We start from the raw sequence: 14265 nt of genomic DNA on the forward strand, positions 1-14265 counted from the left end.
ACTGACGGAGTACTTTCCATGATCAAGCGCCAGGGCCCCCTGGAAATCATCACCCGCCGACCGGCCGGGCGTGCGCAAGCCGTGCCGCTGCTGTTCGTGCATGGCGCCTACACCGCGGCCTGGTGCTGGGACGAACATTTCCTGCCTTTCTTCGCGGAAGCCGGCTACGAAGCCTCTGCAGTGTCGCTGTCCGGCCACGGCGGCAGTCCCGGGCGCGAGTACCTCGACCTGATCAGCCTGGACGACTACGTCCGGGACGTGCTTGAGGTGATGGACGGATTCGATACGCCTCCGGTACTGATCGGACACTCGATGGGCGGCATGGTGGTACAGAAGTGTCTCGAGATGAGACAGGTGCCCGCGGCCGTCCTGATGGCATCGGTGCCGCCGCAGGGTCTGTGGGCCTCGGCGGTCGGCCTGGTCATGCGCAAGCCGGATCTGATGTCCGAACTGAACACGCTGCTGGCCGGCGGCGGCACCTCGCTCGATGCGCTGCGCGACGCGCTGTTCGCACAGCCGGTGTCGATGGAGCGCTTACAGCAGATGGCAGCCCGGGTGCAGCCGGAATCGGCACGGGTGATCTGGGACATGACCCTGTTCAACCTGCCCCAGCCGGCGCGCATGCACCGGCCGCCGATGCTGCTGCTGGGCGCCGAATGCGACCCCATCATTCCGCCGGCCCTGACCGAAATGACCTCGCGTGCGCTGGGCGTGCAGCCGCACGTGTTTCCGGGCATGGGGCACGGCATGATGCTCGAAGCCGACTGGCGCAAGGTGGGCCAGCGCATGCTCGACTGGCTCGACGATACGCTGGCCGATTCGGCTGCCGACGAACCGGGCTGTCAGGCCGGCAACTAGCGCGCGCGGGTGGCCGGCGCCGCGTGCGCCGCCAGATAGGCCAGGATGTCCGGCACTTCGAGCTGAGGCTCACCGGGCAGTGGCTGCGAGCCGCTTACCCGGTTCATCCACGCCATATTGCGTTCCATCCGGCGCACGACGCGCTGCCATTCGCCGGCGGTGCGGCTGGCCGGTTCGGGCAGCACGTGGCACTGCGCGCAGGCGTCGCGGAAACTGCGACCGCGCGTGTCCAGGTCCGGATAGCGGGCAACATCGATGGGCTTCTGTGCATTACGTCGCAGATAGCCGATCAGCATGTGTAGTTCTTCCTCGTCTGGCGCCGCCAGACCTCCCATCATCTGTTTCATCTGGGCGCCACGGTTTCCGTGTCCGCGCATGCGCACCACCATGCGGTCGACGATCTTCGGCCACTTGTCCGGGTGATGCATGGCCGGATTCGGCAAGTGGTGGCACTGCACGCAGTAGCGCGCCAGCAGCGCGGCGCCGCTGGAGCCGGCTTCAGGCAGCGTGGCGGCATCGACCGACGGCGGCAGGATGCGGACCATCCAGCCGGCCTGCGGCGAGCCTTCCCAGCGGGCGCGCGCGGCATCGATCAGGGCCTGGTTTTCCGCCGGCCCGGCGGCTGCGAGCTGCGCAGTGCAGAGCAGCATGAGTGGCAGCAGATGTGGCAGCAAAAGTGCGGTTGCACGGCGACCGGACATGAATATGCGGGGAGGAGGTCAGACTTCTCCAGATTAGTCCAGCGAGAACGGCCGGCAAGGTCGCGGATGGACGGGCGCACCGCCCATCTCAGGAATCGGTGCAGCGGTGGATCGGCCGTCCGGATGATTAAAGGCCGGAACGTTGTTGGCCGATAGCCGCCTTATCAGCAGTCGGGTACGGGAAGACGAAGATGGATCTGTTCGATTTCATGAGCGGCAAGTCGATCGGCCGCAGCCAGGATTACGGCGACGAAGTGCTGAACGCGGGCTGGCTGCCGCACCTGGATGCGGCAGCGGGTGGCCGCCGTGCCCAGGCGGTGCGCCCGCGCAGTGCAGTGGCCGACCCGGACGCCTTCCTGCGCGACATCTACCGCGCCCAGGAATGATCTGAGGGTGCCGCCAGGCGCCCTCGCGTCACGGCCTCTGGCCCGCTACTGTCCGTCTCGCCGCATGGGCGCTGGCGATGTGCCTGCATCGCCCCGGCGCACTGCCCTGAATCCGCTTCACCCGCCTTCTTTGCGCTGGCGCGAGCGCCTGCGCCATCCAACCCGGGTAATATGCTGCGCATGCAGCGCCTTGCCCGATTCCCCACGCATTCCCGCCTGACCCAAGCCGGCCCGTCCCTGTCCGCGGAGATCCGCGCATGAACGACGTGCGCCGCCTCGGACGCTATGTGCTGGGCCGGGAAATCGGTCGCGGCGAACGCGGTGCGGTATTCGAAGCCACCGAACCGGGCGCGGGTCGCACGCTGGCGCTCAAGCTGTTCCGCATCGACATCGTGGCCGACCCCGACGCCTATGTCCGCGCGCTCGGCCGCAGCGTGCTGGCCACTTCGGGTCTGCGCCATCCGGGGGTGGTCAGGGCGATCGAGCAGGGGGTCGCCGCCGACGGCCAGCCCTGGGTGGTCAGCGAGCGGCCGGACGCGCGCTCGCTGCGCCAGCTGCTGGACGTACTGCCGCGCATGTCCTTCGAATGGGTGCGCAGTATCGGCCTGCAGGTGGCGGAGGCGCTGGCCTGTGCCCATGCCGCCGGCGTGGTGCATGGCGGGCTGAAGGCGTCCAACATCCTGATCGACGGCGAGGGCCGGGTTTCGGTGACCGACTTCGGCCTGCCGGTGCCGTCGCCGGATGCGTTGCCGGCGATGCCGCAGTACCTGTCGCCGGAACAGGTGCAGGGCCTGCCGCCGGATGCGCGGTCCGACGTGTTCTCGCTCGGCGCGCTGATGTTCGAAATGCTGGCTGGCCGGCCGCCTTTCGGTTCGCCGCTGACCGGTTCGCTCGGCACCGTGCTGGAGAACATTGCTCACGCGCCGACGCCGACACCCAGCGCGCTCGATCCGGAAGTGCCTTCCGATCTCGACATCGTGGTGATGAAGGCGCTCGCCAAGTCGCCGGTGGACCGCTATGCCGATGCCGCCGCACTGGCGGTCGCACTGCGCGGTGCGGTGGTCGACGCACCCGCACAGCTCCCGCAGGAGGACGTGCGCAGCGAGCCGTTGCCGCGCGCCGAGGAGGCGCCGCCCCCCTATCGGCGGGGCCGCTCTGACAAGCCGGCTGCACCGGTTGACGACGTGCTGGCCGAACTGGCGGCCGACATCGATGCCTTCGCTGCCCGTGGCGCGCCGGATGCATCGATCGGCCAGCCGTCGCCACTCCGCGCGCCGCTCCGCAGTGGCCGCGAATCCGCGACCGAGCCGGTGGCCTTTCCGACCCTGACCGATGCGCCGGCACCGCGTCCGCTCGACGCGGCGCCCCGGGCACCGGCTGCGCGCCAGCCGCCGCAGGTGGTGGCCAGCTCCGTGCCGGCTGCTCCGGCGGCGGCCTCCTCGCTGCTGGCCGATCTGGCTGGCGAGGCGCAGCGCATCCGTGCGCACGCGATGCAGATGCAGCGCGGCGAACAGGCTGCGCGCACCGGCGCGGAACAGGCGTTGTCGCGGCGCCTGCTGCTGGTGCGCGACTACTTCACCCAGCTGTCGTCGCAGCTCAACGTGATCCGGCCGCAGGTGGCGCGCGACTACGCGCTGCTCGGGCTGGGCGTGCTGCGCGGCCTGTCCTGGCAGGCGTCCGATGTGAATGCGCGTCAGCGCGGCGCCGAGGCGCCGGACCAGATCGCCCGCGTGGCGCTGTCATGGCAGCTGCGCGGGCAATCGGTGCTGCGCTGCGAGCGCGATGCGCTGTCGGCCGATGCGCTGCGGGTGGCGCTGAAGGAGCACGGCCTGCGCTTCGAGGAACAGCCCTCGCGCGACGACTACGGCCGGCTGCGCGCGCAGGTGTTCGAAGTGGCGCCGGAAGTGCGTGGTCGCGCCGAACTGGTGGCCGATTACGCGACGCTGACGCTGCGGCTCACGCTGCAGAATGTCGAACGTTTCGGCGTCGTCGATTACACGCCGCCGGCAGACGACGCCGGCAACGAATGGCTGGACGAACTGGTGCGCCTGCTGCTCGGCCAGCCCAGCCGCTTCCCGACGCTGGCACGGCTCATCGTGCCGTCCGCCGGCTGATTTCTGCCGCCCGCCGCCCGATCACTTGATCGGGCGCGAATGATGCTTCATCTTTTACGGGTGCGCGCCGCTCCAGAAACAGGTGCGGCGCGCCGTGGATGCAGTCATCAGGTTTCGGGAGACCAGCCATGCAGCAGGCGGACATTCGGATTCCTCTGGCGGAATGCCGCGAGATCTACGACGTCGGTGACGTCGACCGCGCGATGGAGGCGGGCAGCCCCTCGCGCAACGAAGCGCTGACCGCCTTCTACGCCAAGATGAAGTCGCTGGGCGGCACCCGCTACGTGGTCAAGCCCTCGTCCTTCGAGGGGCTGCGGCCGCTGTATGCGCGCTGCCCCAATTTCGCCCCGGTGCTGGACGATCTGAAGCGTTCGCTCGCCCTTGCGGTGGCCGGCAACGAGCCGGTCAGCTTCACGCCCATCCTGCTGCTGGGCGAGCCGGGCATCGGCAAGACCCACTTCGCCCGTCAGCTCGCCAACGTGCTGGGGACCGGCTTCGAATTCGTGTCCATGTCTTCGCTCACCGCCGGCTGGATCCTGTCCGGTGCTTCGTCGCAGTGGTCGCACGCCAAGCCGGGCAAGGTGGCGCAGGCCCTGGTGTGCGGCGACTATGCCAATCCGCTGATGGTGCTGGACGAGGTGGACAAGGCCGGCGGCGACGCGCGCTACGACCCGATGGGCGCACTGTACGGCCTGCTGGAACAGGACACCGCGCGCCAGTTCCGCGACGAATTCGTCGAGGTCGACATCGACGCCAGCCACATCATGTGGGTGTCCACCGCCAACGATGAGCGCGCCATTCCGGAGCCCATCCTGAGCCGGATGAATGTCTATACGGTGCCGCGGCCGGACCGCGAGCAGGCCGGCTCCATCGCCCGCACGCTGTACGAGGAACTGGTGGCGGCGCACGACTGGGGCTTCGAACCGGAACCAGCGGACGAGGTGCTGGAGCGGCTGGCCGAGGTGCCGCCGCGCGACATGCGCAAGGTGCTGCTGGCCGCCTTCGGCAACGCCAAGCTGGCGCAGCGCGACCATCTGTTGCCGGCCGATCTCGATGCCGGGCGGGCCAGCCGGCCGAAGAAGATCGGCTTCTGAGCGCGCCGCCCGCGCGCTACAGCGTGTGGCTGCGGTCGCCGCGTGCGAAGCCGAGCAGCGGCAGGTCGTCCAGCCCGCGGGTGGTGCAGATCACCTTGAACAGTTCGCCCATTTCGGCCGGCGAGGTGAGCCGGTTCAGCGCGCTGTTCTCGCGTGCCCGCGTCAGCGCATCGGCGTTGCGGTCTAGCAGGTCGAGCACACCGCAGTTCAGCAGGAAATAGGCCTGCGAGGTATAGCCGGCCAGCGACATGCCGGCGTCGAAGGCGGACTGGGCCACCGCGGTGAAATCGACATGGGCGGTCAGGTCGTTCAGGCCGGGCATCCACAGCGGGTCGGTGTGGGCGTGGTGGCGGTAGTGGCACATCAGGGTGCCGGTGCGCCGGTCCGGGTGGTAGTACTCGGCCTGCGGAAAACCGTAGTCGATCAGCAGCAGTGCACCGCGACCGATGCGGCGGGCCCATTCGGCCACCCAGGCGCGGGCGGCGAAATTGATTTCGCTGTCATAGCCGTCGCTGAAACCGAGCGCCCGTGCCTCGTTGGCCAGATCGGTCGGTGCCGGTCGCCACACGATTTCGAGCGCGCCGTCGGCCGTGGCGCCGACGCCGGCCTGTTCGATGCCGTCGGCGCCCGCGCGCAAGCGCTCGACCGGCATGGCGTCCAGCACTTCGTTGCCGATCACGACGCCGTCAAACTGTTCCGGCAGGCTGTCCAGCCAGACCACACGGTCGGCCAGATGCGGCCGTTCGGCGGCGATCAGCGCCTGCTGCCGTGCGCGCAGATCGGCCGACAGTTCGAGGATGGCGTAGCGCTCGGGCAGCGCGCCCAGCCGCTCCAGTTCGGCCAGCAGATCGGCTGCCAGACGACCGCTGCCGGCGCCCGCCTCGATCAGGCTGGGCGCGCTGCGCGCCATCAGTTCCGCCAGCTGGCGGGCCAGGCTGCGCCCGAACAGCGGCGACAGTTCCGGGGCGGTGACGAAATCGCCGCCGCTGCCGAACTTTTGCAGTGCACCGCTGTAATAGCCCAGACCGGGGGCGTACAGCGCCTGCTCCATGTAGCGGCTGAACGGCATCCAGCCTTCGCCAGCGAGCTCATCGAGTATGCGCGCGCGCAGGCGGGCGCTGTGGGCGAGGGCATCTGCATCGGGCTGGGGCAGGGACATGGTGCGGTAATCGTGGCAAACAGCGGGCGCGGGTCCGCGATAATGCGGCATTGAGACACGGCGGACAAACCGTCGGGCAGAACAACGGTGAGGGAAAGATGGCGATTGAACACGGTAGGGTGGCCCTGATCACCGGCGCTGCACGGCGGCTGGGCGCGCAGATCGCGCGCACGCTGCACGACGGCGGCTGGCGGGTGGCTATCCATTACCGGCAGTCGGCGGAGGAAGCGCTGCTGCTGCTGGATGAACTCAATGCGCGGCGCGGCAAGAGTGCGTGCTGCCTGTCGGCCGACCTGCTGGACACCGCCCGGCTGCCGGAACTGGTGGACAAGACCGTCGCCAAGTTCGGCCGGCTGGATGCGCTGATCAATAATGCGTCGTCCTTCTACCCGACCCCGGTCGGCAGCATTACGCTGCGTGACTGGGACGATCTCACCGGCAGCAATTTCCGCGCGCCGCTGTTCCTGTCGCAGGCGGCCGCACCGGCGCTGCGCGACAGCGGCGGCTGCATCGTGAACATTGCCGACATCCACGCCGACCGGCCGCTGCCCGGCTATGCGCTGTACAGCGCGTCGAAGGGTGCGCTGGCCACGCTCACCCGGGCACTGGCGATCGAGCTGGCGCCGCAGGTGCGGGTGAATGGCGTGGCACCCGGGCCGATACAGTGGCCGGAAAACGACCTGTTCGATGCCGCCGAGCGCGAGCGCATCGTGCAGCAGACGCTGCTGCGGCGCGAAGGCCATCCACAGGACATTGCGCGTACGGTACGCTTCCTGGTCGACGATGCGCCCTACATCACCGGCCAGATCATCGCGGTAGATGGCGGGCGCAGCGTGCATTTGTGACGCATCCGTAGAACCTTTGTCGTATTGCCGCAGTGAAGGCGTGCGTGTAGCGTCGCCTTAGTTTGTAAAATGGCGCAAAGTTCCCGCCCATCCGGCCAGTCATGACATCCCAACATCCCTCGCTGTGCGTGCTGTTCGCAGACGTCTCCGGCAGCACCCGGCTTTACGAAAAGCTGGGTGACGCCGAGGCGCTGCGTGCGGTCGAACGTTGCCTGAACCGCATGAGCCGCGTGGTCGACGGGCATGGTGGCCGGGTGATCAAGACCATAGGCGACGAGGTGATGACCACCTTCCCGAACGCCGACGCCGGCATACAGGCCGCCTGCGAAATGCAGCACCGGGTGACCGATCTGCCGCCGGTGTCCGGCGTGAAGCTGGCGATCCGCGTGGGTTTTCACTACGGCCCGGCGATCGAGGAAAACGGCGATGTGTTCGGCGATACCGTGAACATGGCGTCCCGCATGGCCGGTCTGGCCAAGGCAGGTCAGATCATGACCAGCGCCGAAACCCTGTCAGCGGTCACTCTGAGTCTGGCGCCGCAGGTACGCGAAATCGACGCATTGACGGTGAAGGGCAAGACCGACGACGTGAGGGTGTGCGAGGTGCTGTGGCAGGAAGGCGCCGATCTGACGATGAAGGCGACCAGCATCGTCGCCAGCTACAACGTCGCCCGGCTGATGGTGCGCTACCGCGACACCGAACTGACCGTGGACAACGCCCACGGCCCGCTCACGCTCGGCCGTGACATGAGCAACGAAGTGGTGATCAAGGACCAGCGCGCCTCGCGCAATCACGCGCGTATCGAGCGCCGGCGTGACAAGTTCGTGCTGATTGACCAGAGCACCAATGGCACCTTCCTGCGCATCGAAGGCGAGAACGAGGTGGTGCTCAAGCGCGAGGAAATCATCCTGCGCGGCCAGGGCACCATAGGTTTCGGCCACAGCGCGCTGGAACAGGGCATAGACCTGATGAGTTTCGAGGTACTGGAGTAATCGCCTCCGCCGTGCCGGCGCCTGCCGGCACGGACTTCACATGCTGAGCTTCTTCAGCGTATCCGGATTGCTCACCACCGCCTGACGACGCGACGGCGCGGCTTCCATCAGTGCAGCCGGCGGCAGCGTCTGCAGCCGGGCCAGCATGTCCGGCGTGGCGCAACCAGCGTCGAAAGCCAGCGTGACTGCGTCCTGGCTGCTTGCCGCCACGCTCAGGCAGTTGCGCCCCAGCTTGCGCGACAGCGGCATCAGGATGCCGGCCTGTACGTTCTGCCCGGTATCCGCCAGACCGCCGGACATGTCCACCACGAAGGCGGCGCTGTCGCGGCCCAGCGTCTTCACCTCGGCGCCGAGCACCGAGCGCATCGACGCGATTTCGCGCAGCAGCGATCCGGCCACTTCCTCGCCCGGCAGGCCGGTCAGCTGCAGCGCCACCCGGCGCGCGGTGAAGTGGAAGTGGCTGAGGAAGAAGTCGCGGCTGAACTGTTCGCCCACCCGCTTGCCGATGTCGGCCAGCGCCTTCTCTTCCGACGCCCAGCTCGTGCCTTCCGGCACCGCGGTGTTCAGATACACCTCCTCGCCGGTCTTGCGGTCGGTGCAGCGCACCGTCCATGAGGTCAGCACCACTTTCTCGATCACCAGGCCGGAAGCCGGCAGCCGCGCGCTCAGGCGCTTGAAGCGCACTTCGCTGTCCACGGTGAAGTCCGCGTTCTGGGCAGCATTGGCTTCGTCGTTCCAGGTGCGGAAGCCGAAGCCCTGGATGTGCTGCTTCAAGGTGTTTTCGGCCAGCGCCGAGCGCTGCGCCGGTGCGTTGGGGTCGCCCTCGGCCCAGCGTGAGGCCACCGCCACCGCGATCTTCGGATCGCCGTTGTTGCGGATGAAATCCACCCGTTCGTCCTGCGACATCTGGTTCAGCGACTTCTGCACCTGGCGCACCTTGACCGCGGCCCGCACCTGGCCAGCCATCAGGCCGTCCTTGCCCAGCTGGGGTGGACCTTCTTCGAGCACCGCCTGGATGAAGTCGCCGCTGCGGTCGAGCAGTCTGGCCTGCAGCACGTCGTAATGCGCATTTACCGATTTCGGGTCGACGAACAGCGCGACCGCCTTTTCGAGAATCTGCCGGCGCGCGTCTTCGCGCAGCGCCTGGGTCACGGCGGCCGGATTGTCGGCCAGCTTCGGATCGCTCGGGTCGGCCAGGCCTATGGCGCTGATTACCGCCACGCCCGGGTCGAGCGGCGGCGCGGGCGTGACGGCCACCGGTGCCGCGGCGGCTGGCTCTGCCGCGACCGGGGCGGTGGCCGCGGGGGCTGCTGCCTCCGGCGTCGGCCGGGTCAGCAGCCAGCCGCCCGCGGCGACCGCGACCAGTGCAGCCGTCACGGCGACCGCGATCGGGGCGCGGGACGATGCCGGGCGGGACTGCGGGGCCGGCGCGGGAGGCGGTGTATCCGTGCGCGTCGCAGGTGCTGACGTGGCGGGGGCAACGGGTGTTTCGCTGACCGTGGTGGGGCGTACTGGCTGTTGCAGCGTCGCATCGGCCGGAGCGGCGGGTGGTGCGCTGGCCATCGTCGCATTGGCGAGCGTGGCGTCCGACAGCGTGGCGTCGCCCAGATTGACCGTGGTGGAGTCGTCGTCCGCCTGCGCACCTGACAGCGCAGCGTCGAGCGCGCGCCGGAAGTCGGCTGCGTTCTGGAAGCGGTCTTCCGGCCGCTTGGCCATCGCCCGTTTCACCACTGCGTCGAGGCGGGCCGGCACATGTACGTTCAGCACCGAAGGCCAGGGCGGATCTTCCTTCAGCACCTTGTGCATGATGGTGGTGAGCGCGCCGGTGAACGGCTTTTCGCCGGTCAGCAGCTGGTACAGCACCACGCCAGCGGAAAACAGGTCGCTGCGGCCATCCACGGTCTGGCCCATGAACTGTTCGGGCGACATGTAGGACGGCGTACCCATGACCGTGCCGGCCTGGGTCAGATTGGACGATTCGATGCGGGCCACGCCAAAATCGGCCACCTTCACCGTGCCGTCGGCCAGCAGGATGATGTTGGCCGGCTTAATGTCGCGGTGCACGACGCCGTTGCGGTGGGCGTGTTCCAGCGCGTCCAGCAGCTGGCCCATGATGCGGCCCACCAGCGGCAGCGCGATGCGCTCGTCCGAATCGAAGGCGTCCTTCAGTTCGCGGCCGTGCACGAATTCCATCGCGATGAAGGCGGTGCCGTCCGCTTCTTCACCATACTCATAGATGGCCACCACGTTCGGGTGGTTGAGCCGGCCGGCCGCCTGCGCCTCGCGCTTGAAGCGCGCGATCACCTCGTCCGCCTCGCTGCGCTCGATCTGTTCGCGTTTCAGCGTCTTGATCGCCACCCGGCGGTCGATGACCGGATCGCGGCCTTCGTAGACGATGCCCATCGCACCCTGGCCCAGTTCGCGCAGGATGTTGTACTTGCCCAGTTTGGCGGGGATGCTCACTCGGCTGCTCCGTCGGGATGCAGGCGGATGCATCCGCCTGCGGGACCGGCTGTATCGCGGATCGCCCTGCCCGCAGCGCGGGCAGGGCAGGGCCGCTTACTTGTACTTCGAATCGATTTCCCAGACCGACTTCTGCACCAGGCGCTGAACCATGCCGTCCAGCGTGATGCCGCCTTCCTGGCTGCTCGACACGCCGAGAATGGAGGAACCCTTGGCGCCCACTTCCATCTTCTCTTCGGTATAGCCCTGGGCCAGCTGTTCGGTGGTGTTGGCGTCCATGATCTTGTAGCGCATGCCGATGATCCAGACACCGGCGGCAGCACCCGTCTCGACCGAGCCGACCGCTTCGCCGGCGGCGTAGCTGCCGCGGCTGCCGCCGAGGATGCCGATGATGTTGCCCAGCGTACGGCCGCTCACGCCTTCCTTGGCAGCCGCCACCTGCTCGGCCTTCAGGATGTCGAACTTGACCACGTACTTGGTCGTCTTGAACTTGCCCTTCTGCAGCATCTTCTTGGCCGAACCTGGGTCGCCCATCGAGTAGGCCAGCTGGAACTCGTTCAGCAGCGGGCCGAGGTCGGAACGCTCCAGCACCTTGAAGTTGGCGTGTGAAAGCTCCAGTTCGCCGAAGTCGGCGATATTGTTCGACGCGAACTTCTGGGTGAAGGTGGCGTTATTGCTCTTGATTTCGCCCGGCACCACGATCACCGTCGGGCCCGGCTTTGACTTGTTGGTGTACTCGACTGCCTTGTACATGGCCTTGTCGGCACCTTCGTTCGCCTTCTGCGACACGCTGCTGCCGGCGGTCGGCGAGGCGCTCTCGAAGGTGGGCTGGGCGTGGGCCAGCGTCGCAATGCCGCCGAGGGCGGCGGCCAGTACGGCCGTGTGAAATCTGTTCAGTTGCATGGAAGTCCCTTTCCCTGAAAATGTCCGGAACCGTGTCGTTCCGTTGATTGGCCGCGCGATCCGGCTGCGCGACGCTTATTTGCCTTTCTTCTTGCCCTTCTTTTCTTCACCCACCGGACGGGCCGCGCAGTAGTCGCCGAGCAGCCGGTTCACCACGCCGTCCGCCTGTTCCTCGATCAGCGTGCGTGCCATCGCCAGCGTGTCGCTGCCCGAATAGGATTCGGCGCTGGCGGACGCTTCCGAGAGCCGGGTGCCGCCGGAGGTGAGCAGTGCGTAGTCGATGCTGACCGACACTTCGGGTATGTGCAGCACCGGATTCATGCCGCTGCGCGCCTCGATCAGACCGCGCATCACCAGCTGGGCGCCGAGCTTCTTGGACGCGGCGAGCGCGGCGTCCGGGTCGTTGCGGAAATAGGCATCCACTTCGGCCTGGGCGACCTGGGCACGGATTTCCTGCTGGGTCAGCGTGCGGATGCCCAGCTTCTGCAGGCGTTTGTGGATGGCGTTGAAATGCGGGCTGTAACGGGCCTGGTCGGCGGTGATGCCTTCGCCTGAGCGCTCGCCCATCACGATCATGATCTTGCGCCGCTTCAGTTCGTCCAGGCAGGGCTGGGGCAGCGCGGTCAGGCCGGCACTGGCAGCGGCGCTGCGGGCGGCGTCCTCGGCCGCGTCCTTCTGCGCGTCCTCGGTGAAGCTGAAGGCGCTGGCGGACTGGACGGCCATGCCGACGGCCAGTGCGCCGGTCAGGCGCAGCAGGGTGCGTGCGGTGAGGTGCGGTCGCGCCATCGGATTCTCCGGCGTTCGAAGACCGCTGGACTATAGCAAAGGCCATCGTCAGGCCTCAGCACGGCGCCGCACCGGATGTTGCATAGCGCACGAAAGCATGCCGGCCGGGTGTTCCCGGCCGGCATGTGGGCGTCAGGCTTTCACGCAGTCGGCGACGAAGGCCTTGCGTTCGTCGCCCTTCAGCGACTTGTCGCGCGCGTCGGCGCGGCACTGCTTCCGTTTCTCGGCCAGCGCTGTCTTGTCCGTGCTCTTTTCCTTGTCGGCGCTCTTGCCGCCGGACAGGCACTGGCTCATGAAGCTGCTGCGTTCATCGCCTTTCAGCGCCTTTTCCTTCGCTTCCTTGTGGCAGTCGCGCATGCGGTCCTGCTGCGTGCCTGCGGATGCGGTACCGGGAAGAAATACGGATGCGGAAAGCCCGATCAGGGCGAGAACGAGCGTGTGACGGATGTGCGGCATGACTGACCTCCAGACTGTGTGACGGATGGACAAGGCAAACGCGGACGGCCCCCCGGGTGGGCGGCCGTCCGCATCGTATGCTCATGTCATTGTCATGTACAGCCGGGTCAGCCATCCTCCCCGCCGAGGGCGCGGCGCTGCCGCTCGACGAATTCCAGCGTGGAATCAATGCCGCGGAAGCTCAGGATGGTGGTGCGCACGGCGGCCTCCACCAGCACCGCCAGGTTGCGGCCGGCAGCGACCGGGATGACCACCTTGCGTATCTTCACGCCGAGGATGTCCATCATTTCGTTGTCCAGCGGCATGCGAGTGGCTTCAGGCAGGCCGCTCACCTGTTTCTGCAGATGCACCACCAGCTGCAGCTTCATCTTGCGGCGGCAGGCGGTTTCACCGAACACGGTGCGGATGTTCAGCACGCCAAGGCCGCGCACTTCGAGGAAGTCCTTCAGCAGCTCCGGGCAGCGGCCTTCCAGCACATTCGGCGCGATGCGGGAAATGTCGACGCAGTCGTCGGCCACCAGGCCGTGGCCGCGAGAGATCAGTTCCAGCGCCAGTTCGCTCTTGCCGACGCCGGAATCGCCGGTGATCAGCACGCCCATGCCCAGCACGTCCATCGACACGCCGTGCAGCGTGGTCTGGTCGGCCAGCGAGCGGGCGAGATAGGCGCGCAGCTGGTCGATCACCGATGCCGCGCTGCGCTGGGTCGTGATCAGCGGGATGCCGCGGCTGGCGCAGCCGGTGCGGATGGCTGCCGGCGGCTCCGCGCCGTCAGCCACGATGAAGGCGGGCGGGCGGGCGTCCTGCAGGGTTTCGACAATGTCCTCGACCTTGCGCGACGGTACCGACTCGGCCCACAGGATTTCCGGTACGCCGATGACCTGGATGCGCCGGGTGTGGATGGTGTTCAGGTGACCGACCAGATCGGCCGGCGACAGCCCGGTCTGGTCGGCGATGATGAGCGTTTCGCCGCTGCCGCACTGCCACTGCAGGCGCAGGCGGTCGCGGTTGTCCTCAAACAGCCGCGCGACGCTGAGCTTCCGCATGCGCAGGCTGCCAGGCAGTAAACAGGGTGTGGATGGCGGCCACCTCGGTGGCCTGCTGCAGCTGTTCGCGGAAGGCCTTGTCGGCAAACATCTGCGCCAGTTCGGACAGGATCTGCAGATGCAGTTCGGTCGCCTGTTCAGGTACCAGCAGTACGAACAGCAGATTGACCGGGCGACCGTCCGGCGCGTCGAAGGCAACCGGCGTTTCCAGGCGCACGAAACCGCCAATGGCTTCCTTCAGGCCCTTGATGCGGCCATGCGGGATGGCGACGCCCTGTCCCAGCCCGGTGGAACCGAGTTTTTCGCGGGCGAACAGGCTGTCGAACACCTGGCTGCGGGCGATGCCCTGATTGTTCTCGAACAGCAGGCCGGCCTGTTCGAACACGCGTTTCTTGCTGCTGGCCTCGAGACCGAGGCAGATGTTGGTCGCCGGCAGCAGCTTGGCGATGAGCGTCATGACTTCAC

Annotated in this window: 14 protein-coding genes; 6 read left to right on the forward strand and 8 right to left on the reverse strand. The window is 67.6% G+C overall.

Annotated features, from left to right (window positions below; translation table 11 throughout):
* Positions 1-18 precede the first annotated feature (18 nt).
* Entirely contained in the window at positions 19-858 is an 840-nt protein-coding gene (locus tag METUNV2_RS0101860; RefSeq protein WP_018227818.1) for an alpha/beta hydrolase, read from the forward strand.
* On the opposite strand, the gene METUNV2_RS0101865 is transcribed toward METUNV2_RS0101860, so the two are convergent.
* Positions 855-1508, reverse strand: coding sequence for a hypothetical protein (locus tag METUNV2_RS0101865; protein WP_036271253.1), 654 nt, complete (start codon positions 1506-1508; stop codon positions 855-857). The genes METUNV2_RS0101860 and METUNV2_RS0101865 overlap by 4 nt on opposite strands.
* Positions 1509-1750: 242 nt before the next feature.
* On the opposite strand from METUNV2_RS0101865, the gene METUNV2_RS0101870 reads away from it, so the two are divergent.
* The 3 genes from METUNV2_RS0101870 (at position 1751) to METUNV2_RS0101880 (ending at position 5153) form a co-directional block, all read left to right on the forward strand.
* Positions 1751-1945: a hypothetical protein gene (locus tag METUNV2_RS0101870; protein WP_018227820.1), complete on the forward strand. Its 195-nt coding sequence runs from the start codon at positions 1751-1753 to the stop codon at positions 1943-1945.
* Positions 1946-2202: 257 nt separating this feature from the next.
* Positions 2203-4059, forward strand: a complete 1857-nt coding sequence (locus tag METUNV2_RS0101875) for a serine/threonine-protein kinase (protein ID WP_026187795.1) — start codon at positions 2203-2205, stop codon at positions 4057-4059.
* A gap of 128 nt (positions 4060-4187) precedes the next feature.
* Entirely contained in the window at positions 4188-5153 is a 966-nt protein-coding gene (locus METUNV2_RS0101880) for an AAA family ATPase (protein WP_018227821.1), read from the forward strand.
* A gap of 16 nt (positions 5154-5169) precedes the next feature.
* On the opposite strand, the gene METUNV2_RS0101885 is transcribed toward METUNV2_RS0101880, so the two are convergent.
* Positions 5170-6312 carry a class I SAM-dependent methyltransferase gene (locus tag METUNV2_RS0101885; RefSeq protein ID WP_018227822.1) on the reverse strand — a complete coding sequence of 381 codons (1143 nt, stop codon included), beginning with the start codon at positions 6310-6312 and terminating at the stop codon, positions 5170-5172.
* Positions 6313-6410: 98 nt separating this feature from the next.
* Between METUNV2_RS0101885 and METUNV2_RS0101890 the strand changes: the two genes are divergently transcribed.
* Complete coding sequence (locus METUNV2_RS0101890; protein WP_008064177.1) at positions 6411-7157, forward strand: pteridine reductase; 747 nt, start codon at positions 6411-6413, stop codon at positions 7155-7157.
* A gap of 101 nt (positions 7158-7258) precedes the next feature.
* Positions 7259-8149 carry an adenylate/guanylate cyclase domain-containing protein gene (locus METUNV2_RS0101895; RefSeq protein WP_026187797.1) on the forward strand — a complete coding sequence of 297 codons (891 nt, stop codon included), beginning with the start codon at positions 7259-7261 and terminating at the stop codon, positions 8147-8149.
* Positions 8150-8185: 36 nt separating this feature from the next.
* Here the strand turns inward: METUNV2_RS0101895 and METUNV2_RS0101900 are convergent, their stop codons facing one another.
* From METUNV2_RS0101900 to ptsN, 6 genes are all read right to left on the reverse strand, one after another.
* On the reverse strand, positions 8186-10612 hold the full coding sequence (locus tag METUNV2_RS0101900) for a serine/threonine-protein kinase (protein ID WP_018227825.1): 2427 nt from the start codon (positions 10610-10612) through the stop codon (positions 8186-8188).
* A 96-nt stretch (positions 10613-10708) separates the two neighbouring features.
* The gene (locus tag METUNV2_RS0101905) at positions 10709-11515 is read right to left on the reverse strand and encodes a hypothetical protein (RefSeq protein WP_018227826.1); all 807 of its coding nucleotides are present in this window, start codon (positions 11513-11515) and stop codon (positions 10709-10711) included.
* A 75-nt stretch (positions 11516-11590) separates the two neighbouring features.
* Positions 11591-12301: a hypothetical protein gene (locus tag METUNV2_RS0101910; protein WP_018227827.1), complete on the reverse strand. Its 711-nt coding sequence runs from the start codon at positions 12299-12301 to the stop codon at positions 11591-11593.
* A 132-nt stretch (positions 12302-12433) separates the two neighbouring features.
* Positions 12434-12757, reverse strand: a complete 324-nt coding sequence (locus METUNV2_RS0101915) for a PsiF family protein (RefSeq protein WP_018227828.1) — start codon at positions 12755-12757, stop codon at positions 12434-12436.
* 107 nt (positions 12758-12864) lie between these two features.
* Positions 12865-13800 (reverse strand): HPr(Ser) kinase/phosphatase, encoded by a 936-nt coding sequence (hprK, locus tag METUNV2_RS0101920; protein ID WP_018227829.1) that lies wholly within the window; start codon positions 13798-13800, stop codon positions 12865-12867.
* A complete protein-coding gene (gene ptsN, locus METUNV2_RS0101925) occupies positions 13769-14257 on the reverse strand; it encodes a PTS IIA-like nitrogen regulatory protein PtsN (protein ID WP_018227830.1) in 489 nt (162 codons plus the stop codon). The genes hprK and ptsN overlap by 32 nt, the downstream gene beginning before the upstream one ends.
* Positions 14258-14265 lie beyond the last annotated feature (8 nt).

Source organism: Methyloversatilis universalis EHg5 (assembly GCF_000378945.1).
Classification (GTDB): domain Bacteria; phylum Pseudomonadota; class Gammaproteobacteria; order Burkholderiales; family Rhodocyclaceae; genus Methyloversatilis; species Methyloversatilis universalis_A.

Coding starts and splice junctions, on each gene's coding strand:
- METUNV2_RS0101860 (WP_018227818.1), top strand. CDS start 19: ATGATCAAGCGCCAGGGCCCCCTGGAAATCATCACCCGCCGACCGGCC.
- METUNV2_RS0101865 (WP_036271253.1), bottom strand. CDS start 1,508: ATGCTGCTCTGCACTGCGCAGCTCGCAGCCGCCGGGCCGGCGGAAAAC.
- METUNV2_RS0101870 (WP_018227820.1), top strand. CDS start 1,751: ATGGATCTGTTCGATTTCATGAGCGGCAAGTCGATCGGCCGCAGCCAG.
- METUNV2_RS0101875 (WP_026187795.1), top strand. CDS start 2,203: ATGAACGACGTGCGCCGCCTCGGACGCTATGTGCTGGGCCGGGAAATC.
- METUNV2_RS0101880 (WP_018227821.1), top strand. CDS start 4,188: ATGCAGCAGGCGGACATTCGGATTCCTCTGGCGGAATGCCGCGAGATC.
- METUNV2_RS0101885 (WP_018227822.1), bottom strand. CDS start 6,312: ATGTCCCTGCCCCAGCCCGATGCAGATGCCCTCGCCCACAGCGCCCGC.
- METUNV2_RS0101890 (WP_008064177.1), top strand. CDS start 6,411: ATGGCGATTGAACACGGTAGGGTGGCCCTGATCACCGGCGCTGCACGG.
- METUNV2_RS0101895 (WP_026187797.1), top strand. CDS start 7,259: ATGACATCCCAACATCCCTCGCTGTGCGTGCTGTTCGCAGACGTCTCC.
- METUNV2_RS0101905 (WP_018227826.1), bottom strand. CDS start 11,515: ATGCAACTGAACAGATTTCACACGGCCGTACTGGCCGCCGCCCTCGGC.
- METUNV2_RS0101910 (WP_018227827.1), bottom strand. CDS start 12,301: ATGGCGCGACCGCACCTCACCGCACGCACCCTGCTGCGCCTGACCGGC.
- METUNV2_RS0101915 (WP_018227828.1), bottom strand. CDS start 12,757: ATGCCGCACATCCGTCACACGCTCGTTCTCGCCCTGATCGGGCTTTCC.
- hprK (WP_018227829.1), bottom strand. CDS start 13,800: ATGCGGAAGCTCAGCGTCGCGCGGCTGTTTGAGGACAACCGCGACCGC.
- ptsN (WP_018227830.1), bottom strand. CDS start 14,257: ATGACGCTCATCGCCAAGCTGCTGCCGGCGACCAACATCTGCCTCGGT.